General features: G+C 52.6%; 21 protein-coding genes. 15 read left to right on the top strand and 6 right to left on the bottom strand.

Annotated features, from left to right (window positions below; translation table 11 throughout):
• Positions 1–579: 579 nt before the first annotated feature.
• From AB7038_RS03290 to cas6f, 6 genes are all read left to right on the top strand, one after another.
• Positions 580–747: a hypothetical protein gene (locus tag AB7038_RS03290; RefSeq protein ID WP_175547155.1), complete on the top strand. Its 168-nt coding sequence runs from the start codon at positions 580–582 to the stop codon at positions 745–747.
• A 147-nt stretch (positions 748–894) separates the two neighbouring features.
• Positions 895–1,263 carry a CopM family metallochaperone gene (copM, locus tag AB7038_RS03285; protein ID WP_072870238.1) on the top strand — a complete coding sequence of 123 codons (369 nt, stop codon included), beginning with the start codon at positions 895–897 and terminating at the stop codon, positions 1,261–1,263.
• Positions 1,264–1,513: 250 nt separating this feature from the next.
• Positions 1,514–2,239 (top strand): type I-F CRISPR-associated protein Csy1, encoded by a 726-nt coding sequence (locus AB7038_RS03280; RefSeq protein WP_368888952.1) that lies wholly within the window; start codon positions 1,514–1,516, stop codon positions 2,237–2,239.
• Entirely contained in the window at positions 2,229–3,050 is an 822-nt protein-coding gene (locus AB7038_RS03275) for a type I-F CRISPR-associated protein Csy2 (RefSeq protein WP_369452747.1), read from the top strand. Before AB7038_RS03280 ends, AB7038_RS03275 begins: the two co-directional genes overlap by 11 nt.
• A gap of 12 nt (positions 3,051–3,062) precedes the next feature.
• Entirely contained in the window at positions 3,063–4,079 is a 1,017-nt protein-coding gene (gene csy3, locus AB7038_RS03270; RefSeq protein WP_369452746.1) for a type I-F CRISPR-associated protein Csy3, read from the top strand.
• A gap of 4 nt (positions 4,080–4,083) precedes the next feature.
• Positions 4,084–4,641 carry a type I-F CRISPR-associated endoribonuclease Cas6/Csy4 gene (cas6f, locus tag AB7038_RS03265; protein ID WP_368888949.1) on the top strand — a complete coding sequence of 186 codons (558 nt, stop codon included), beginning with the start codon at positions 4,084–4,086 and terminating at the stop codon, positions 4,639–4,641.
• A 99-nt stretch (positions 4,642–4,740) separates the two neighbouring features.
• On the opposite strand, the gene AB7038_RS03260 is transcribed toward cas6f, so the two are convergent.
• The 4 genes from AB7038_RS03260 to AB7038_RS03245 form a co-directional block, all read right to left on the bottom strand.
• The gene (locus AB7038_RS03260) at positions 4,741–6,174 is read right to left on the bottom strand and encodes a hypothetical protein (protein WP_369452745.1); all 1,434 of its coding nucleotides are present in this window, start codon (positions 6,172–6,174) and stop codon (positions 4,741–4,743) included.
• Between the two features lie 260 nt (positions 6,175–6,434).
• Positions 6,435–6,641, bottom strand: coding sequence for a hypothetical protein (locus AB7038_RS03255; RefSeq protein ID WP_369452744.1), 207 nt, complete (start codon positions 6,639–6,641; stop codon positions 6,435–6,437).
• Positions 6,642–6,658: 17 nt separating this feature from the next.
• Positions 6,659–6,838 (bottom strand): hypothetical protein, encoded by a 180-nt coding sequence (locus tag AB7038_RS03250; protein WP_369452743.1) that lies wholly within the window; start codon positions 6,836–6,838, stop codon positions 6,659–6,661.
• A 63-nt stretch (positions 6,839–6,901) separates the two neighbouring features.
• Positions 6,902–7,312 (bottom strand): hypothetical protein, encoded by a 411-nt coding sequence (locus tag AB7038_RS03245; protein ID WP_369452742.1) that lies wholly within the window; start codon positions 7,310–7,312, stop codon positions 6,902–6,904.
• Between the two features lie 279 nt (positions 7,313–7,591).
• Between AB7038_RS03245 and AB7038_RS03240 the strand changes: the two genes are divergently transcribed.
• From AB7038_RS03240 to AB7038_RS03200, 9 genes are read left to right on the top strand one after another with little or no spacing between them, the layout of a single operon-like run.
• Positions 7,592–8,311 (top strand): hypothetical protein, encoded by a 720-nt coding sequence (locus tag AB7038_RS03240; RefSeq protein ID WP_369452741.1) that lies wholly within the window; start codon positions 7,592–7,594, stop codon positions 8,309–8,311.
• Positions 8,289–9,842 carry a GH3 family domain-containing protein gene (locus AB7038_RS03235; protein WP_369452740.1) on the top strand — a complete coding sequence of 518 codons (1,554 nt, stop codon included), beginning with the start codon at positions 8,289–8,291 and terminating at the stop codon, positions 9,840–9,842. The genes AB7038_RS03240 and AB7038_RS03235 overlap by 23 nt, the downstream gene beginning before the upstream one ends.
• Positions 9,842–11,236: a B12-binding domain-containing radical SAM protein gene (locus tag AB7038_RS03230; protein WP_369452739.1), complete on the top strand. Its 1,395-nt coding sequence runs from the start codon at positions 9,842–9,844 to the stop codon at positions 11,234–11,236. Before AB7038_RS03235 ends, AB7038_RS03230 begins: the two co-directional genes overlap by 1 nt.
• A complete protein-coding gene (locus AB7038_RS03225; RefSeq protein ID WP_369452738.1) occupies positions 11,236–12,582 on the top strand; it encodes a B12-binding domain-containing radical SAM protein in 1,347 nt (448 codons plus the stop codon). The genes AB7038_RS03230 and AB7038_RS03225 overlap by 1 nt, the downstream gene beginning before the upstream one ends.
• The gene (locus tag AB7038_RS03220) at positions 12,579–13,607 is read left to right on the top strand and encodes an N-acetyltransferase (protein WP_369452737.1); all 1,029 of its coding nucleotides are present in this window, start codon (positions 12,579–12,581) and stop codon (positions 13,605–13,607) included. The genes AB7038_RS03225 and AB7038_RS03220 overlap by 4 nt, the downstream gene beginning before the upstream one ends.
• Positions 13,604–14,914, top strand: coding sequence for a B12-binding domain-containing radical SAM protein (locus AB7038_RS03215; RefSeq protein WP_369452736.1), 1,311 nt, complete (start codon positions 13,604–13,606; stop codon positions 14,912–14,914). Before AB7038_RS03220 ends, AB7038_RS03215 begins: the two co-directional genes overlap by 4 nt.
• The gene (locus tag AB7038_RS03210; protein ID WP_368888939.1) at positions 14,911–16,254 is read left to right on the top strand and encodes a radical SAM protein; all 1,344 of its coding nucleotides are present in this window, start codon (positions 14,911–14,913) and stop codon (positions 16,252–16,254) included. The genes AB7038_RS03215 and AB7038_RS03210 overlap by 4 nt, the downstream gene beginning before the upstream one ends.
• 9 nt (positions 16,255–16,263) lie before the next feature.
• Positions 16,264–16,872 (top strand): phosphatase PAP2 family protein, encoded by a 609-nt coding sequence (locus AB7038_RS03205; protein WP_349418279.1) that lies wholly within the window; start codon positions 16,264–16,266, stop codon positions 16,870–16,872.
• 2 nt (positions 16,873–16,874) lie between these two features.
• Positions 16,875–17,492 (top strand): YybH family protein, encoded by a 618-nt coding sequence (locus AB7038_RS03200; RefSeq protein WP_368888937.1) that lies wholly within the window; start codon positions 16,875–16,877, stop codon positions 17,490–17,492.
• 168 nt (positions 17,493–17,660) lie between these two features.
• Here the strand turns inward: AB7038_RS03200 and AB7038_RS03195 are convergent, their stop codons facing one another.
• Positions 17,661–18,581, bottom strand: coding sequence for a fatty acid desaturase (locus AB7038_RS03195; protein WP_368888936.1), 921 nt, complete (start codon positions 18,579–18,581; stop codon positions 17,661–17,663).
• Entirely contained in the window at positions 18,581–19,927 is a 1,347-nt protein-coding gene (locus tag AB7038_RS03190) for a radical SAM protein (RefSeq protein WP_368888935.1), read from the bottom strand. Before AB7038_RS03190 ends, AB7038_RS03195 begins: the two co-directional genes overlap by 1 nt.
• Between the last annotated feature and the right edge of the window lie 47 nt (positions 19,928–19,974).

Raw genomic sequence — 19,974 nt, 5'->3', positions numbered from 1 at the left:
GAGTTTGTGGAACGCTTAAAAACGGTGACAGGATCGCGTTTTTTTCATTATCTGAATGATAAGCAAGTTAAAACCACGTGCCAGATGTGCGGGCATAATGGCAGACAGGTTATAGATGAAACAAACTATACAACAGCGCAGAACAGGCTGGATAACAAACCTCCGCATACATTCGTCACATTTTATTACCACACTCCGGGGATCCCGGCAGACAGTATAAACCATTATCATTATCGTCTTATCTGTGATAATTGTGGTTTTGTTACTCAGCACAGCGCCAGATATGTCATAAACTGGCTGGATGAAGAAGCACTCCGGGAACAACATCTGACAGATGCTGAATGGGTTAATATGCCGGAACCGGTTGCTGCAGAACCGGACGAAAAATAACTGCACATATAATACCGGGTGATAACGCCCGGTTTTTTCTTTTCTGTACTCCTTTGACTGCGTTTTTAATCACCATCTTCTTGCTTCGTCATCAAAATATTGTGATTTTTAAGAACTTTACTTTGCCTTAACGGCAAGGTTCAATGTCATACGCAGAATTATCTGCAGGAAAAGGTGAACGGAGGATATATGGAAGATGGTTTAATGGTTATTGCGGGACTGGCGCTTGTTGCGGCGGCGGCAGGTCTGGTCAGGCCTTCTCTTGTGGGGATGAAGAGCCGTATTGGTGCGGTATTAGGTTATCTTATTATTTTTATTATTTTTTTAGTCCCCGCGTTAATACTGATGCCGGACTGAAAGAATAATATCTGAATTGTTCAGACATTGTGGAGAGAGCTTTATTAAATGTAAATATGGTAAAGTTATTCCGAATCACATTGACCTTTCCCTTAGGGCAACCTTTATGATTAATTCCATCAACCAAATACAAAAAAGGAATTAATCATGAAAAAAACACTTATTTTCACTGCTCTGTTATCCGGCGTTATGACATTCGGGGCAGTGGCAAATCCGGTATTATTAAGTGGTGATATGCATGCCGTTACCACTCCGGTGCAGAAAGAGCTGGGTGATTCTATGATGCGTATGCATGATAATATGGCAAAAACATTGTCTGAGCAAAATGCGGATATTGCATTTGCTGAAGGTATGATTGCACATCATAAAGGGGCCGTTGAAATGGCGCAAATTGAACTGAAATATGGTTCAGATCCGGAAATGCGTAAGCTGGCTCAGGAGATCATTGACGCTCAGGGGCCGGAAATAAAGCAGATGCAGGATTGGCTTAAAAATAATAAGCCGGAAAAGAAATAAATATTAAATAATAATTACGGCATCTCTTTTCAGACATGCCGTTTTTTCATTATCGCTGTTAATTTTAGTTATTAAATTCCATTCAGATCGCAAAAAAAATATGCTGGTACGTAAAAAACACAATACTGGTAGACAAATCCATTCTAAAGACATATTAAATATCCTGTCAGTTGATGAAGATTAATTCAATACCTGATTAAATTTTCAATATCATTATCAAATTAAATTATTTTAAGAAAAAGGATATTCTATGCCGGAACCGGAAATTATTGCGTTTTTTACAAAATATCAGGTGTCGAAAAGAATTCCTGAGTTTTCGCGTCTGCAATGGCTGTCCGATGCTGCAGGACGTGCGAAACAGCTGTCACTGACGACACATCCGTTTGCTTTTACGCATCCATGTGCCCGCAGGGAACGCGATGGCAAAGCGAGTGCGGTACTGGCGGAGGTTAAAAAGAAAAATGATGGCTTTCTGCGGTCCGGTAATGTAGTTGTTCCGCCGGATGCTGAGGGTAATGCCGCTGCACTGGAAATATATACGTTTTTGATGCTGAAAATGCAGGATGGAAAAACATTACTGGCACATTTGTGTGAGGAAAGTGAAACGGCAAAGAAAATTCTCGGCAGTAAATATTACCGGAAACTGCGGGCCGGTTTTTTACAGATATTCTCCGGAGAGGGCGTGCCGGTAACAAACTCAAAGATAAAACAGGTTTTTTTCCCCGTGCCGGGTAAAGAATGTAATGCGGGTTATCATTTACTGTCAGTTCTGACACCGTCGGGGTTATTATTTGAATTATACCGCCGGCTTGGTAAATCCGCTATATTTCCGGGTCATCTTGTTGTTATTCATATTGGCGGGTCTAAACCACAAAATATTTCTGCGCTTAATATGCAAAATAAAGGAAAAGCCTGTTTATTATTATCGGTCCCGCCGGGAGTTGTCACTACCGGAGGTCGTTACGGTGTTCATTAATTATCTGCTGCTGACAAATATTCTTATCCGGAATGCCAATGCCTTATCCGGTGCACTGATAGCCGGTTTTCCGGCGGTTACTGCCTGGCTGGGATTTATTCATGCGCTTGAGCGAAAAGTAAGGAAACAAGGGTTTCCGTCAGTCAGATTTAATTATACCGGCATTATTTGTCACCATTGCCATTTGCAACTGTATGCAGAACCCGGCGGGGTGATGTACTCCGCATTAAACAGGCGGAAACCACCGGATAAAAAAGGCAGAAACCCATCGCTGATTGAGGAAGTATATTGTCATCTCAATGTTTCACTGTTTATTTGTGGCGGGAATATACAGGATGAGAATAAGGAATTCGTTACTGTGGTATCTGAAGCAATAAAAATGCTGAAAATTGCCGGCGGAGATATTACAGATTCTGGTAAACAGGTGACCGGCCCTTTTCCTGACAGTAAATCCCGGTGGTCTGAATTACGGCAATGTATTGCTCCGGGATATGCATTACTGGAGCGGCGGGATGTCATGATAAATGCAATGAACAGCGGTATGGATGCGATGGCTGCATTACTGAAATATACCACTGATCCCGGTACGGTGCTGATCCCGGTTGTCACCGGATATCAGGGGCTTTCCCCGCCGGGAATAGCGAAAAATACCAGAACAGAAGGGATACCACATCGTTTTGCGGAAAGTATTATTACATTAGGGGAATTCCGGCCGGTGGATAAATTACGGCATCCCTCGGATATGCTGTGGGGTTATCACTATTTACCTGACGAGAACCTTTATCTGTGTCAGCAGAAAAAACACGATTAACGGAAAAAGAAAATGACCAGACTCAGAAATATACCGTCTGTTTTATCATTTTCAAAAAAACTGATCCCCTCTGACGGTGTGTTTTCCGGAACATCACAACATCCGGATTCACCGGTTACTCCGCTGACTATACAGGCGAGAACTGTACGGGGGACATTTGCTTTCCGCCGGAAAAACCGGGGAACAGATGAAAAAACGGCCGGACAGAAAATGCATGACCCTAACATTCAGTCTATGGATTACTGCATGCTGGGAGCTGAACAGAATGTGTTTATATTCGGTTTTTCACTGAAAATTACCGGCGGACTGAAATATCCGGCTGCCTGTAATAATGAAATTTTTCGTCAGCGCTATCAGGCTGTAATAACGGATTATCTGGAAAGAGAACGTTGCAGAGAGCCTGCACGGCGGTATGCACATAATATTGCCTGCGGACGTTTTTTGTGGCGGAACCTGGTTGGCGCAGAGCATATTGAGGTGGTTGTGGATAATCTCAGCGCGGAAAAAAAACAGCAGTGGGTATTTGATGCACGGAAATACAGCCTTCGTCATTTTGAGCAGGCGGATAATACAGTCAGTGGCCTGGGGGAACATATTGCCGCAGCACTGAGTCGTAATGAGGGGGCATTATTGCTGGCAGTTTCCGCCAGAGTGATAACCGGAAAAGGACAGGAAGTTTTCCCCAGTAGTGAGTTCGTAATGAATAAAAGAAAGGGCGGGAACAGCCGGATACTCTGCAATATTGGCGGTACTGCAGGGATGCATTCACAAAAAATCGGCAATGCTTTGCGTTCTGTGGATACCTGGTATCCGGCCTTTTCTGATTTAACTGCAGGGGCGGGCGTTATCGCGGCCGATCCCTATGGCGCGGTCACACACCTGGGGGCCGTATTCCGTCCGCCGGGGTCAGGGCAGGATTTTTATACATTATTTGAAAAATGGGTCAGCGGAAAAAACCTCGCTGAACATGAAGAAAATTATGTCGTGACAGTGTTAATTCGCGGCGGTGTTTTCGGTGGCGGGGGGTAAGCGGATGCGATTTTATCAGACAATCACTATTTTGCCGGATGTGCTGATATCGGCTGTATTTCTCCGCCAGCAAATCTGGCAGCAGCTTCATCTGATACTGGCAGAGAACAAAACAGATGAAAACAGCAGCGCTGTTGCTGTCGCATTTCCGGATTACTGCCGCAAGTCACAGACACCGGGGAACCGTCTGCGGTTACTGGCCGGAGATTATCCTTCTCTGGCGGAGTTGGGGCTCTCTGTGCGGTTATCTGCTTTTTATCCGTATATCCGGTTAAGCGGGATTTTACCTGTACCGGAAAAAACGTTACCGGTCAGTTATATCCGTGAACATGTAAAAGGATTACGCCGCTCTCAGGCGGCGTGTGCCGGGCGGTTATTTATCCCGGAAACGCTGCCGTTTATCTGGACGCAATCTCTGTCAGGAGGCAGGCATCACCGGCCATTTCCTTTTTTTATCCGGAAACTGGATGCAAAATCTGCCGCAGAAGGGCGGTTTACCTGCTACGGATTGAGTCAAAAGAGGACTGAAAACGGGAGGGTGGCAACAGTGCCTCACTTTTGAGGTGGTTTACTGCCATAACGGCAGCTCAGAAATAATTATGATAAAAAAATAATGCACTGCCGGAAATGCCCCCGCACATAAGCAGGCAGGGGCGGCAGCTTACTGTTGCGGAGGAAAAACGGCAGGGTCGGGAGTTATGCTGTGTGAGCCGGGATCAACAGCAAAATGTATGTCGGAGGAAAACCGTTTTTTCGGTACCAGCTCCCATACTACCCGCACCGGAAACTCACCGTATTCTGTAGGGGTACCTTGCAGAATACCGGTTTTATCGTTAAAACTCAGGCCGATATTGCGCTGGAAATAAATACCGAGAATGGTGACAGTCCGGCCATCATCCAGCGTTGCGGTTACCGGTGAACTGAACGACTCGGACAAGCGGGCCCGGCCGATTTTGATGCGGACGGCAGGTTGTCCGGAAGGCGGAGCCATTGTTGCCGGAGCCTTATTGTCAGGTGAGGGCTCTGGTGTAACCGCTGTTTTTCCGGCGGACTCCGCGACAGGAGCCGGTGATGCCTGCGGAAGAACATCCTCTCTCCCGGCAGCAAACAGCGCCGTCAGCCCCCGGGGCCTCTGTTCCGCGGCTTCTGCCTGTAACGAAGCAGGGGTTGTATCTGCACTGAATGACCAGCTGTTATTCTGCAGGGTATCACTGATTGATCCGGCAGATGTTTCCGGTATCAGCGGGTCGGCAATAATGGTATTGCCTGATGCCGTTGCAGACAGCGGTTGTATTGATTCAGGGAGTTCGCCGATAACCGGGGGATTTGTTTCATCCGTATCATCTGTATCAAGGTCGTCAAACAGCCAGTTGCCGCTTTTCAGCGGATCACTGAGGGCTGCTGGTTCCGGGAACAGAGACTTATCACTGAATACCGAGGGGGTTAGAGCGGTATTCTCTGCAGCTGTCGGCTCTGCAGATGCGGCAGCAGGCTCGTTGTATACAAAAGTGAATTCTGCGGCATCGTTATCAGCGGGAGAGTTCAGTGGTTCAATCACGGCGGGTTCATTAAAGACAAAAGTGAACTCAGGCTCCGGGGCACCCGGATGGATCACTGCCGGTTCAGGGACTGCGGGGTCCTCCGGCAGAAAGGCATGCTGACCAAATATTGAGGATAAACGGTCAATTTCCGCAAAAGCCTGTTCTTCCGCTGAGACGGTGTTATCCGTGATAGCCGGCTCTTCAGGTACAGGAGGAATAATGAGGGATTCCGGCTCAGCAGCAGGCGGGAATACAGTCTGAGCTGTGTCCGGCTGTGAGACAGGCATATCCGCCGGTGCAGGAAGGGTACTGTCAGCGAGCGCACTGCCCATCTTCATCTGCGGGTTATTGCGTTCATGTTCAGCGCTGGCCGCCGCCAGTGCGGCGGATACTTCACTATATTTTATGTCAATCAGACTGCTGAGGACGAGTAGTGCGGCACGGATGGTTTCATCATCACACAAGGCCGTGATTTCTGCGCTGCGGATAGGGTGTCCGGCCTGTTCAGCCAGCATGACACAGATTGTCCGCTTCTGATCGGAGGTTATTTCCATTAACGTTTCCCTCTGTGACTCACTGATTGTCACGGTTTTTAGAACGGAACTGCGGGGGCTTCCGCTCCGGCACCGGTTACAGGCCGGGAGTGTTCCCTGAACAGCGGAATGCCGGGAAATTGTTCAGTAATGATACTGCGAAAACCGGCTGCTGAAATATGGGGGAAGTCTGATTGACGCAGAATGACGCATAATAAAATAATGAAAATCTTATTAATCCGAAATTATCATTATTTTATAAATAAAAAGAGTTACCCGGATTATGTCCGGCGGAGAGTTGCGGAGGTCAGAACCGGTGTCAGATTTTCACCGGTGCACCAGTACGGTTGCTGTGGTGTGATACAGACTCCGCCGACCCGGCGCACATTTGTAATACAGTTCAGCCGGTTTTTTTCACCCCGCAGAACCTGTCTGCCGGTTTCTGTCAGTGAGATAACCGGTAACGCCTGAGTATCGGCCTTTAACAACGGCGTGCTTCCTGTGATCAGGGGTTGCATCTGTGCAAAAACATCCGGTCGCCGAGAAACGGCAGTGGCTCTTTTTCAGAAAGAAGGATGCTGAACAGCGCGGGTAAGGCCATCGGCCCCTGTTCACTGAGGGTTTGCAGAGCGAGTTGTTCTGTCAGGGATAATCCGGTGTGCTGATCCGGTAATTCCCGCAGCACGCGGCTCAGTGCGTCGTTAAGGTGAGGCAGTTCCGGATGCGGGATGCGGATAAATGCCAGCCGTTAGCGGCGGAACTGCTCAGGGGGCGACAGTGTCACCGGTCCCATGCAGTACGGATCTGTCAGCGGGTGAAATTGTCCGCGAAATCCGGCAATACGCAGTGCATGGCCGATATCATGCCCGCAGCGCAGATGCAGGGAACGGGGCCCATCCCCGGCCTCAAACCCGGGATATTGAGCAGTAAAACGGATGGCATCAGTATGTGCTTTCAGGGCAGGCCAGCTGTCAAACCCCATTTCGGTGGCGATTAACCACTGAACAGCGGCAAGATTCAGTTCAGCACAGGGATTCATCTGGTGCAGGCGCTGCAGAGAAACAGGCTCTTCACCGGCTTTGATACGGCGCAGGCGCTGTTTGGCGGACTGACGCAGACGGCTGAGGGAAATAATTCCGTTATCGGGAAAAACAGACATACGATTTCCTTATTTACCCGGATCCGCTCTGACAGGCAAGGGGGTCGTAAACAGATTTATCAGTCAGTCTTTCAGGCAAAACGGCCTTTTCCGCGGATGGGGGCACAGAGCAGGCCCGCAGCTAATATACGCACTGAAACGGCTTATGCAATGTTTTTTCATGATATTAAACAAAGATTCAGGCATCGCTGATTGTTTCTGAAATGAAGGTCGCTAAGATAGGCATTCCACTTAAGGAAAAGCGGCAGTGCGGGTAAATCTACCGGAGGAGACGGCGGAATGTCGTATCGCGCATTTTTTCAGCCTGTAAAAACCCTGACACAGGCGCAGCGTCAGGAAATGGCCTCACTCTATTTTATGTATTACACCGGCAGTGACGGCGGGCAGTTTTTATCAGATCTCGATCATAAACAGGAAGTTCTGTTTCTGATGTCAGGGGATGAGATGGCCGGGTTCAGTACCCTGCAGTTTTATCCGTTCCGCGGACACCGGATTGTCTATTCCGGCGATACGATTGTGCATCCCGCCCACTGGAAGCAGCAGACGCTGCACGGTGCCTGGCTGCGGCGTATTTCGCTTTTGCGCAGAGAATATCCCGGCGAACGGGTGTTCTGGTTCCTGCTGGTGAAAGGCGTGCGCACTTACCGGTACATGAGCACACTCGCGCAGACCTTTTATCCGCACTGGAACGGCAATGTCAAAGAGCCGGAACTGGCACGGCTGGCGGCGGAACTGGCAAAAGATAAATTCGGCTCACTCTATAACCCTGCCCGCGGCGTGGTGGAATGCCCGTCGGCGTTCGGCTATCTGAACCGCACAATGGCAACGGTTACTGACGCGCAGCGCAGTAAACCGGATGTCGCCTTTTTCCTGCACAAAAACCCGCACTATGTCTGCGGCCATGAACTGGTCTGCCTGTGTGAGGTTTCACCTGATAATGTGGCAAAACGTTATCAGTCACTGTTTGAAGAGCCTGATGTTGAGTTCTGTTATGGATAATGCCTGGCAGCATTTCCGTTCCGGAATGCCGTCTGTTCCGCCACAGGGCACGCTGCGTGAGAGGCAGTTCCGCTGGTTATCCGCCTGTCTGGCTGCGAATGCGGCGTGTGAATACGGGCAGCGGTATCATTTTTCCGCTGTAAAATCCGTGACGGATTATCAGCAGAACGTCCCTCTGACAACCTATTCTGAGCTCAGCTCCCTTATCACCCGCATGACGGACGGGGAAGAAAACCTGTTGTGCAGTGCGCCGGTTCCGGCATTTGAACTGACCGGCGGCAGTCACAGCGGCGGCAAGCTGCTGCCTTATACTTCTGCCGGGTTAACCGATTTCCGTCTTGCTGTCACCGGCTGGCTGCGGGATGTAACCCGCCGTTTTGATCTGACCTCCGGCCATGTTTACTGGGCGCTCAGCCCGGCAGTGACACGAATGAAAAAAACGCCCTGCGGTATTCCGGTCGGCGGCGGTGATGCGCTTTATCTGGGCGCGGATAATCTGGCAGCGTTCAGTGAATTATCGGCTGTGCCGCTGACACTGGCGCAGATTGAGTATGCGCCGGACTGGCAGTTACTGACCCTGATTTATCTGCTGCGGTGCCCGGATTTACGTCTGATATCCGTCTGGAGCCCGGTGTTTTTATTTCCGCTGCTCACGGCTCTTGATACCCGGCAGGCTGAGATTTCCGCACTGCTGCGCAACGGCGGGGAAATTGCCGGGCATTCTCTGAATGCTGACCCGGCGGCGCTGATGCGTTACCGGCAGTATCTGCAGGAGCAGAATACCGCGTTGTTATGGCCGCAGCTGGCGCTGATCAGCTGCTGGGATCAGGCTGCGTCTGCCTCACCGGCACAGGCACTGATGATACGCTTTCCCGGGGTGACACTTCAGGGTAAAGGTCTGCTTTCCACCGAAGCGGTGATCACCGTTCCGTCTGACTGCGGTGACCCGCAGCTGAGCGCAGACTGTAATTTTTATGAATTCCGCCGGGATAACGGGCAGATATATTTGGCGGATGAATTGTTGTCCGGTGAAACATACAGTGTGATTGTCACCACCAACAGCGGGCTGTACCGCTATCAGACCGATGATCTGGTGTTGTGTACCGGTCACACGCCGGAAGGGCTGCCGCAGCTGCGTTTTTGCGGGCGTGAGGGTATATGCAGTGATTTGGTCGGGGAAAAACTGACCGAGCCGTTTGTTTGTGCCGGTTTACCGCCATCGCAGGATTTTGCTGTACTGGCAGCGGATGAGCAGGGCTATGTGCTGCTGCTCAGCGATACCTGTACTGAAACACAGGCACAGGCATATTGTGAGGAAACTGAGCGCTATCTGTGCACCAATCCGCAGTATCACTACGCCCGCCGTATCGGACAGCTGAAACCGCTGACATTCCTCCGCCTGGATCAGCCGGCGGAGCACTATTTTCACCGGCAGCTGCAACAGGGAAAGCGGCTGGGAGAGATTAAAATCCCGGCATTGCTGACCTCGTCTGACTGGCGTGCCATGTTTGAGATCAGGGAGTTTCCGTGATGACACAGACTGTTTATACGCCGCAGCGGCCGCTGGATCTGGTGCTGCTTTCGCCTAAAGGGCCGCTGTACCGCAAACGGGGCGGAATTTTCAAACGCTCGCTGCGTTATCAGCCGCTGACACTGACCACCCTTTCCGCACTGGTGCCGAAATCTCTGCCGGTTAATATCCGCCTGATTGATGAAAGCATTGAGGAACTGCCGGAGGATTTCACGGCAGATCTGGTTGCAATGACGGTGATCACCGGGAATGCGCCGCGTGCCTATGAACTGGCGGCGCTGATGCGGGCGAAAAATATCCCCGTCGTGCTTGGCGGGCCGCACGTCACATTGCTGCCGCAGGAGGCACTGCAGCACGCCGATACGGTCTGCACCGGGTATTCCGAGCAGAGCTGGCCGCAGCTGATCCGTGATTTTATGGCGGGTAATATGCAGCGCGAATACCGACAGGGTGCAGATTTCACGCTTGATATCCCGGATCTGCCGTTTCCGGAACGCGAACGGTTTGATGCAAAGCATTTTCTTACCCAGGGGGTTTTTGAAGCGACACGCTCCTGTGCGCACAACTGTGAGTTCTGTGTTGCACCGAGTGCCTGGGGGCGTAAGCAATTTCAGCATCCGGTTGAGTGGGTGGTTGAGGATATCCGCCGCTATGTGGAGCGCACCGGCAAACGGAAAGTGATTTTTGTCGATCTGAATCTGGTGTCAGATATCGGTTATGCCAAACGACTGTTTACTGCACTGATCCCGCTTAATATCCGCTGGTTTGGTTTATCCACCGTGCTGATAGCTCATAACCACGAACTGATGGAGCTGATGGCCCGCAGCGGCTGCAAAGGGCTTCTGCTGGGACTGGAAACCGTCAGTGACGGCAGCCTGAAAGATGCCGGGAAGAAGTTTAACGGCTCGGTGGATTATAAAGAACTGATCGGTGATCTGCACCGGCTGGGGATTGCGATTCAGGGCTGTTTTGTGTTTGGTCTGGATCACGATACCACCGATGTGTTTGACCGCACGGTGGAGCTGGCTATCGACGCCGGGATTGATTTACCGCGTTTCTCGGTGCTGACACCATTCCCGGGTACGCCGCTGTTTAAACGCCTTGAGGAAGAACAGCGGATTTTAACCACGGACTGGTCGCTGTATGACGCGCAGCATGTGGTGTTCCGTCCTGCGCTGATGAGTGCGCATGAGCTGGAGCTGGGGCACGAACGCGCCTGGAAAAAAGTGTACCGTTACCGCAGCATTGCGAAACGGCTGTGGCGGGCGCGTAACTTTAAACCACTGGCGCTGACGGCAAACCTGGGTTACCGCTTCTACGCTCATCATCTGCATCAGTATTACACCTGTGACTGGCCGGTTGAACACCGTCCGGCGAAGTCGGGCAGCCACTGATGCGCCTGACATTTATTCATCCGGCGATCGGCCACCGGCGCGGCGAAACCTATCTGCGCTCCTGGCAGATGGAGCCGCTGCCGGTCGCGGCACTGAAAGGGCTGACACCCGCGGATATTGATACACGGTTTTATGACGACCGCCTTGAACTGATCCCGTTTGATGAACCGGCTGATCTGGTCTCAATTTCAGTCGAAACCTACACTGCGAAGCGGGCTTATCAGATAGCCAGTGAGTACCGGAAGCGCGGTGTGCCGGTGCTGATGGGCGGATTCCATGCCACACTGATGCCGGAGGAAGTGAAACGCTTTGCGGATGTCATTATCACCGGAGAGGCCGAGTCAGTCTGGGAAACCATGATTGATGATTTACGCCACGGCACACTGCAGCGGGAATATCACGGAACACAGACCGATCTGCGCAGTATCCGCGTTGATCGCAGCCTGTTTGCGGGAAAACGTTATCTGCCGATAGGTCTGGTGGAAACCGGGCGCGGCTGTCGTTTTCACTGTGAATTCTGCGCGGTGCAGTCGTTTTATCAGCAGCGTTACCGGCGGCGCGATCCGGATCATGTGCTGCGGGAGCTGGCGGGCCTCAAGGGGACAAAAAATCTGTTTTTCTTTGTGGATGATAATTTTGCGGGCAGTCTGCGGGAAAGCCGTGAGTTTCTGCCTGAACTGGCGAACGCCGGGATCCGCTGGGTGACCCAGATGAGTATTGATGCCGCGCATGATGAGGAGTTTGTCCGTGCGTTGTCACAGGCTGGCTGCCGGGGTGTGCTGATTGGTTTTGAATCGCTGAATGAAGCCAATCTGCGGCAGATGAAAAAAGGCTTTAACACCATGAAAGGCGGCTACAGTCAGGCTCTGGCCAATCTGCGCCGTCACCATATTGCCGTTTACGGCACATTTGTATTCGGTTATGACCATGATACACCGGACTCATTCAGCGAGGCGGTGGCTTACGCCCGCGAACAGAGTATGTATATCGCGGCATTCAACCATATGACGCCGTTTCCGGGAACGCCGCTTTATGCGCGGCTGGCGCAGGAAAACCGCCTGCGCTTTGAGCACTGGTGGCTCGATGATCACTACCGCTACAACGAACTGCCGTTCAGTCCGGCACAGCTGTCTCCGGAGGCAGTAACGCAGGGGTGCCTCTCAGCAAGGAAGGCATTTTACAGTTCACGCTCGATTCTTCAGCGCAGCTGGCGTAACCGGGGCGATTTCTTTATGTTTCGCAACTATTTCCCGATTAACTGGCTGCATCACCGCGAAATCAGCTGCCGCAACGGCTATCCGCTCGGTGATGAGAATTGGCAGGGTAAATTAGCAGAGGTTAAATGATAGAGGTTATTGACGCGACAACGGAGCATATCGCGGATTTACTCAGGCTCCTTGAAGATAATGCCATGCAGGGGGACTGGGAGCTGGTGATGACCCGGCGGCCCGGTTATTTTTCCCCGCGGGATGATTTCGGCGAAATCTATCCGGCACTGGCAAGAGACGGTGATACCCTGGTCGGCATGTGTCAGCTGAGTATACAGACCGGCCGGGTTAACGGCGAAGAAGCGCGGATGGGTTATCTCGGCAGTCTGCGTATTGTGCCGAAATACCGTAATCACCTGAAAGTGTTACAGGCCGGATTTTCTTATCTGCGCCAGCTGCCGACACCGGATCACTGCTATACCAGTATTGCGGAGAATAATTTACTGGCCCGGCGCCTGCTGGAGCGGGGCGTGGAAGGACTGCCGCTCTACCGTTTTCTGAGCAGCATGAGCACGCTGGCGATCAGTAAAAGCAGAGGTAAAGACCGGGGTCTGTGGAAAGTGGTTCCGCCGGAGGATTACACCGATGTCATCCGTTTCTTTGCACAGGAATCAGCTTCCCGTCAGCTGGCACCGGCACTGAACCTGAAAGCGATGCAGCAGACCGGCATCACGGTGCTCGGCAGTTATCAGAATGGTCAGCTGGTGGCCTGCGGTATGCTCTGGGATCAGCGTATTTTCAAACAGGTTATTGTGGCCGGTTACTCCGGCAGAATGAAGATACTGCGCCCGCTTTACAATGCATTTGCCGGGATGACCCGGCGGCCGCAGATGCCGGCGGCCGGGGAAGTGATCCCGCAGAGTTTCCTGTCATTCCTGGCCTGTACCGATGATACCAAACTGCCCGATCTGATTGAGGAAGCGCTGTTGCACTGCACCACCCCGATTATGACCGTCGGGCTGCCGTCGGGGCATATCTGCACTAATGATGTGATTAAACGCACCGGGGCATCCGTTTACCGCACCCGGATTTACGGTGTTGATCTGACTGCCGCACCACAGTGGGACGGCCGCATTGTCTGGCCGGAGATAGCGCTGCTGTGAATATCGTGCTGATCTACCCGAACATGGGGGATTACCGCACGAAAGATGCCATGACACCATTGGCGATCGGCATTTTGGCGGCCCTGTCGCCGGGGCACCGGGTCATATTTTATGATGACCGGCTGGATAACATCCCGGAAGCACTGCCTGATGCAGATCTGATCGCCATTTCGGTGGAAACCTTCACGGCACAGCGCAGTTATCAGTTGGCTGACCGGTTCCGCCGTCAGGGTAAAACCGTGGTGATGGGCGGCTGCCACGTCACCTTTATGCCGGATGAAGCGCTGCAGCATGCGGACAGTGTGCTGCTCGGTGATGCGGAAGGGGCGTGGGAACAGATGCTGGCGGATTGTGAACGCAATGCGCTGAAACCCCGTTACCGGGGGGCGCATGATCGCCCGCTTGCCGGTTACCGTATTGACCGGACCATTTTTGAAGGCAAACGCTACGCACCGGTGTCGCTGGTGCAGTTCTCGCGCGGTTGCCGGTTTGCCTGTGATTTTTGTTCTATCCACGCATTTTATCCGGAAGGAGTGCGTACCCGGCCGGTTGATGAGATGCGGGATGAGATTTTATCCCTGCCTGCAAAGCGTTTTCTGATTTTTGTGGATGACAATCTCTTTGCCGGTAAGCGGGCGCTGAATGAATTGCTGGCGATGCTCACACCGCTGAAACGCCGCTGGGGATGCCAGATCAGTATCGATATCGCCCGTAATGAGGAAATGCTGGATAAACTGGCCGCCGCCGGCTGCTGCTTCGTGCTGATCGGCTTTGAAAGCCTGAATGAAACCACGCTGAGGCGGATGGGAAAATCCCGCAGCCATGCGGCGGGGGATTATGCTGCCGTACTGGCGGCGCTGTACCGGCGTGGTATCTGTGTCTACGGCACTTTTATTTTCGGCTACGACGAAGATACGCCGGAGACCATCCGCAGCACACTGGCGTTTGCGGAGAGTAACAAACTGGCAATTGCCAATTTTAACCTGCTGATCCCTACCCCCGGCACGGCGCTGTATGCCCGGCTGGAGGCGGAAGGGCGGCTGGTTTATCCGGCCTGGTGGCTTGATCCTGATTTCCGCTACGGCGAACCGGTTTTCCGGCCGGGCGGAATGAGCACTTCAGAACTGGCTGCCGGATGTTTTTATGCCCGCACCCGCTTTTACCGTTATGCGTCTATTATCCGGCGTCTGTGTCGTTCCGGCAGCCGGAGCCGCTGGCGCACGTTGCTGGTCGCCTGGCTTTACAATATTGCCTCGCACCGGGATATCGCCCGCAAGCAGGGAAAACGCCTTGGAGAAAAAGGGTGAAACTGATACTGATTAAACCGAATATCGGCCGTCAGGAGCACAGTCTGTATGTGGATGAGGGGCGGATGGAACCGCTGATGCTCGGTGTTCTCGCCGGTCTGACGCCGCCGGATGTGGAAGTGGTACTGTATGACGACCGGATGGAAGCCATTCCTTATGATGAACCGGCGGATCTGGTCGCTATTACGGTCGAAACGTTTACCGCCCGCCGCGCTTATGAGATTGCGGCGGAATACAGAGCCCGTGATGTGCGGGTGGTGATGGGCGGGATCCACGCCACACTGCTGCCGGAGGAAGTGGCGCAGCATTGTGACAGTATTTTTACCGGTGACGCGGAAACCCGCTGGACAGAGATGATCCGTGATGCGGAGAAAGGCCGTCTGAAGCCGCGCTATGATGCCCCGGCCGGGGTCGGCCAGGTCGATCATAATCTGTGCGGCTGTTTGCCGCGCCGGGATATTTTCCGGGGGAAAGGCTATCTGCCGATCAGCCTGATGCAGTTTACCCGCGGCTGCCGCTTCGCCTGCCGTTTCTGTGCGGTCAGCCGTTATTTCGGGCGGCAGCACTATATTCGCCTGATCGATGAAGTGGTGCGGGAAATAGAAACACAGAAACCGAAATTTATCTTTTTTGTTGATGACAATATCGCGTCCGATCACCGCGAGCTGAGTGAACTGTGCAGTGCGCTGATCCCGCTGAATGTGCACTGGATAAGCCAGGCAAGTCTGGATATGACCCGTAACCGCCGTCTGATGTCGCTGTTACAGCAGAGCGGCTGCTGGGGTAATGTGATGGGATTTGAATCCATCAACCCGGACAGTCTGCGTGATGCGCGAAAATCGCCGAACATGCGGACATTTTCACAGTATCGTGAGGAAATTTCTGTATTACGGGACTTCGGATTGCAGACCTGGGCGGCGTTTACCCTGGGGTATGACCATGATACGGCAGAAACCGTGGAAGATACCGTCGCATTTGCCCTGAAAAACCGCTTTGCTTTCGCCGCCTATAACATACTGATGCCGTATCCTAACACACCGCTGTATCAGCAGCTGGAGCAGGAAAACCGCCTGTTGTTTGACGGCAAATGGTGGCTGCATCCGGAATACCGTTTTAATCAGGCCGCCTTTCAGCCTGCCAATATGAGCCCCGAAACCCTGACAGAACTGTGCCATGCCGCCCGCAGCCGTTTTAACAGTGTACCGTCGATTATCCGCCGTTTTTCTGATTTGCGTCTGACGCTGCAATCCTTATCACGGATGGCAACTTTCTGGCGTTATACCTTGTTATTCCGTAAAGAGGTGCATAAAAAACACCGGATGCGTTTTGGTTTAAAATAAGGGGGGTGAATGAATACCGATCCGGATTCTTTTTCCCGCCGGGTGATCAGTTATCTGCTGTGGTGTATTCCGGTCAGTGTGGTGTTTTTCACGGTTTACCCGCTGATGAATGCGTATACTGCCGGGCGCGAAAGCCTGTATGCCCTGTGGTTTCCGGCTGAACTTCACATCCCGTTTGTACCCGGTTTTATCTGGGTGTACTGCTCGTTTTACCTGATTATTCTGATGCCGGTTTTGTTTCTGCCGCGCCGGGAGCACCGGCAGCTGGCACTCACCTTTATGGTGATGACATTACTGGGCGGCGTGATCTTTTTTCTGTTTCCGGCACAGCTCGGCTTTGTACGGCAGGTGCCGGAGTCTCCGCTGTACCGGACGATGTACACGACACTGTTTGCACTGGATCACCCGCATAATCTGGTGCCGTCGCTGCATGTGGCCTGGTCATGTGCGGCGGTGCTGGCCATTATCCGCCATACCGGACGCGGGCTGACACTGTTGTTTCTGTTGTGGCTGGTACTGATTGTACTGTCTGTACTGCTGGTTCATCAGCACCATGTGGCGGATGTGGTCACCGGTTTGCTGTTGGCGGTAACAGTTTCATATATGATGAGGAAATAGTGATGAAAAGGATAATTATCAGTGCGTTAATGATATTCAGTTTTTCGGTGTATGCACAACCCGGAGAAGAGGATGGTGCTGTCCACGATGAACTGCGGCAGGTGATCGGTACCGTGGAAAATGCTATCAACAGCGGTGATTATGACAAAATGCTGCCGGTGATGAGTGAAAATCTGCGCGCCACGCCCATCACCCAGGAGTTTATTTCCGGCAAAGCAGCAATAAAACCGTATTTTGAATCCTGGTTCGGGCCGGATAAATTCCTGAAAAAACTGAATATCAGTTTTAACGCCGATGTGGTGACAGAGTTATCTCCGGATAAGACCTGGGGTGTCGCTTACGGTAAAGGGATGGAAAAATATCAGCTCAGTGACGGGCGTACCTACGATTTTCCGACCCGCTGGACAGCGACGGTTGCGCTTGAGGACGGTGCCTGGAAAATCCGCACCATTCATATCGGCACCGATTTCACGGATAACCCGCTGCTGAATGAAACCCGCAATGCCTTACAGGGCATGATGTACGGAGCGGGTGGTCTGGTGATTGGTCTGCTGGCCGGTATTGTGTTGTTCCGCCGTAAAAGTGCGGTAAAACCGGTGGCAGAAACCGAAAAGAAATAATAACTTAATAAATCATAAAGTTATGTGAGTCGTCGGGTAACGGGCAGGCGAACGAAAAGCATGCGCGTCATGGATGACGCGCCTGAGCGTACAGGGATGTATTTACAGCGACTTTTCGTTTTGCCCGTTATCAGACGTTGCACGGACTGACAGAAATCACCATCTTTTTTATTTTTCCGGCGGAAACAGAAAATCCAGATCAGCCGCCGCTCCCATTTGCGGTGCAGGGCGCACACCATAGCGCCACATGGTGAAATAGACACGCCAGAAAGTCGGGCGCGGCTGGTCATCCACCAGCGACGGCAGTTCATACCACGGTGCCTGCGGGTGCTGGTGGTGTGCGAGATGGCAGTGATAATTCAGCGCCAGCCAGCGGGATACCGGCAGTACTTTCAGGTTCCACGCGCCGTTCATCACATCGCGGCGGCTCCAGGCGTGATCTGCATATTGCAGAGCAGACCAGTGCAGCGCAAAAGCCCACAGGCAGAGCAGATAACCCGCCGCACTTAAATTCAGCGCCCAAAACAGCAGTGACTGCCAGAGAAATGCACCGAGCAGTTCACACCAGATAGTCAGCGGCGGCAGTTTTGCCAGTTCCGGCACCTGTGACCCGAACCCCAGCGCCGGTGCGATTTTGGTGACAAACATCCGTGAGCGGTATACGCCCGGCGCAAGAAACCAGAGAAGATTACCGAGCAGTACACAAAAATAGTACAGGCCGAGCAGATTGCCGCCGTACATCCAGATATTACGCAGCCAGCGGGGCTGGTTTGGCAGGTAATAATCATACAGCTCTTTATCTGTCCGGTTATTTTTATGGTGATTCAGGTGCGCGCGGCGTTGCAGGGTAAAGGAAGTCGGAAATGCCCACGCGGCAATAATCCCGATGGCGCGGTTACCGGCGGCAGAACGGGCGGCCACGCCATGTACCGCTTCATGCAGAATAGCAAACGGCATATTGTTGATCAGCATAAAACCAATCAGGGCAGGCAGCGCATAATACCAGGCGAGATGGCTTACTCCCCATAAACAGGCCGCTGCCGCAGTCATCGAAAAAACCAGCAGAATACTGTTGAGTAAAAGACGCATCAGTCTGTTTTCCTTGTGTTATTCGTCACTATTGCCGGGTTGAACAGCCCGGTTTCTTCATGGCGCAACCGGCGGGCATACAGCCGGAATCCGAGATTGGCCGCCAGGCGGATAAAACGGCTGCCCGGACGGTGCAATACCCGTCGCAGAATGGCCGTCAGACGGTATGTTTCCCGCCAGGCCTCGTGCAGTAAGGATTGCAGGGTTTCCGGTGACATATTTTGCGGCTGAAAAACCACATGTTCGTTGTCATACAGGCTCAGATCCTGTGTGATTAAGCGGCCGTCTTCCGCCATCCGCTGCCACAGCCGTGTGCCCGGCAGCGGGGTGAGGACAGAAAAACGCACCAGATCCAGCCCGAGAGACGGGATCTGCCGTATCGTATCGCGGATGCTTTCCGGGGTGTCTTCATCAAACCCGAGCACAAAACAGCCGAGTGCGGCAATCCGGTTATCGCGCAGCCGCCGGATCTGACGGCGGTATTCGCTGACCTGATTACAATTCTTGCCGGTGGCCGTCATAGTCTGCTGACTGAGGTTTTCCAGCCCGATAAGCAGCCCTTCGCAGCCGCTGTCACACAGAGCCCGGAATACCTCGTCGTCATCCGTCACATTGAGTGTCGCCAGTCCCGACCAGCGGATTTTCAGCGGGATCAGTGCCCGGAACAGTTCCAGACTGTATTGCCGGTCAGCGTACAGATTAGGGTCGAGAAATATCCAGCGCTGTCTGCCGCTCTGCTTTATCTCGTCAATCACCTCTGCCACCGGACGTGCCGTGCCTTTGCGTCCCCACTGATGCTGTACAGAACAAAATTCACAGGCAAGCGGACAACCACGGTCGGCAATAATAGTGGCGATATTCATATAGGCGCGGGACGGCAGCAGATCACGGCGCGGCACCGGCATCGGCAGAAAGCCGCGCTCAGGGCGGTGCTGATAACACGGCTTAGGGTGGCCGTCAGCCATATCCTGCAGAAATTGCGGCCAGATATATTCACCGGCACCGATAAGTACGGTATCAGCATGTTGCGCTGCTTCATCCGGTTGCAGGGTGACGTGCGCGCCGCCCATTGCGGTTCTTGCCCCGCGTTCGCGCCAGTAACGGCACAGCGCATAGGCGCGGGGGGAAGAGGAGGCGGTGGCGGTGATCACCACCAGATCAAAATCCCCGGCGGTGACCGGCGGGGAAACGCCTTCATCACAGAGGGTCAGTTCAGCATTCAGATGCGGGGGAACCAGGGCGGCGAGGGTGATAAGGGTCAGCGGGGCATAGCTGATCGCCACGGAAAACGCGCTTTTCCGGTAGCGGTAAGTCCTGTCAAACGGCAAAATCAGTAATATTCTCACCGGTGCTTCCTGCTCCGCAGATGACATAAGGACTTTCACAATGGCAC

This window comes from Morganella morganii (assembly GCF_041099235.1).
In the GTDB taxonomy this organism is placed as follows: domain Bacteria; phylum Pseudomonadota; class Gammaproteobacteria; order Enterobacterales; family Enterobacteriaceae; genus Morganella; species Morganella morganii_E.
This window is presented reverse-complemented; position numbering and strand designations above follow the sequence as displayed.

Bases quoted from the DNA above. Each gene is read 5' to 3' on its own strand.
- AB7038_RS03230 (WP_369452739.1), top strand. From the start codon at position 9,842: ATGACACAGACTGTTTATACGCCGCAGCGGCCGCTGGATCTGGTGCTG.
- cas6f (WP_368888949.1), top strand. From the start codon at position 4,084: ATGCGATTTTATCAGACAATCACTATTTTGCCGGATGTGCTGATATCG.
- AB7038_RS03260 (WP_369452745.1), bottom strand. From the start codon at position 6,174: ATGGAAATAACCTCCGATCAGAAGCGGACAATCTGTGTCATGCTGGCT.
- copM (WP_072870238.1), top strand. From the start codon at position 895: ATGAAAAAAACACTTATTTTCACTGCTCTGTTATCCGGCGTTATGACA.
- AB7038_RS03205 (WP_349418279.1), top strand. From the start codon at position 16,264: ATGAATACCGATCCGGATTCTTTTTCCCGCCGGGTGATCAGTTATCTG.
- AB7038_RS03245 (WP_369452742.1), bottom strand. From the start codon at position 7,312: ATGTCTGTTTTTCCCGATAACGGAATTATTTCCCTCAGCCGTCTGCGT.
- AB7038_RS03225 (WP_369452738.1), top strand. From the start codon at position 11,236: ATGCGCCTGACATTTATTCATCCGGCGATCGGCCACCGGCGCGGCGAA.
- AB7038_RS03220 (WP_369452737.1), top strand. From the start codon at position 12,579: ATGATAGAGGTTATTGACGCGACAACGGAGCATATCGCGGATTTACTC.
- csy3 (WP_369452746.1), top strand. From the start codon at position 3,063: ATGACCAGACTCAGAAATATACCGTCTGTTTTATCATTTTCAAAAAAA.
- AB7038_RS03280 (WP_368888952.1), top strand. From the start codon at position 1,514: ATGCCGGAACCGGAAATTATTGCGTTTTTTACAAAATATCAGGTGTCG.
- AB7038_RS03195 (WP_368888936.1), bottom strand. From the start codon at position 18,581: ATGCGTCTTTTACTCAACAGTATTCTGCTGGTTTTTTCGATGACTGCG.
- AB7038_RS03240 (WP_369452741.1), top strand. From the start codon at position 7,592: ATGTCGTATCGCGCATTTTTTCAGCCTGTAAAAACCCTGACACAGGCG.
- AB7038_RS03235 (WP_369452740.1), top strand. From the start codon at position 8,289: ATGTTGAGTTCTGTTATGGATAATGCCTGGCAGCATTTCCGTTCCGGA.
- AB7038_RS03290 (WP_175547155.1), top strand. From the start codon at position 580: ATGGAAGATGGTTTAATGGTTATTGCGGGACTGGCGCTTGTTGCGGCG.
- AB7038_RS03200 (WP_368888937.1), top strand. From the start codon at position 16,875: ATGAAAAGGATAATTATCAGTGCGTTAATGATATTCAGTTTTTCGGTG.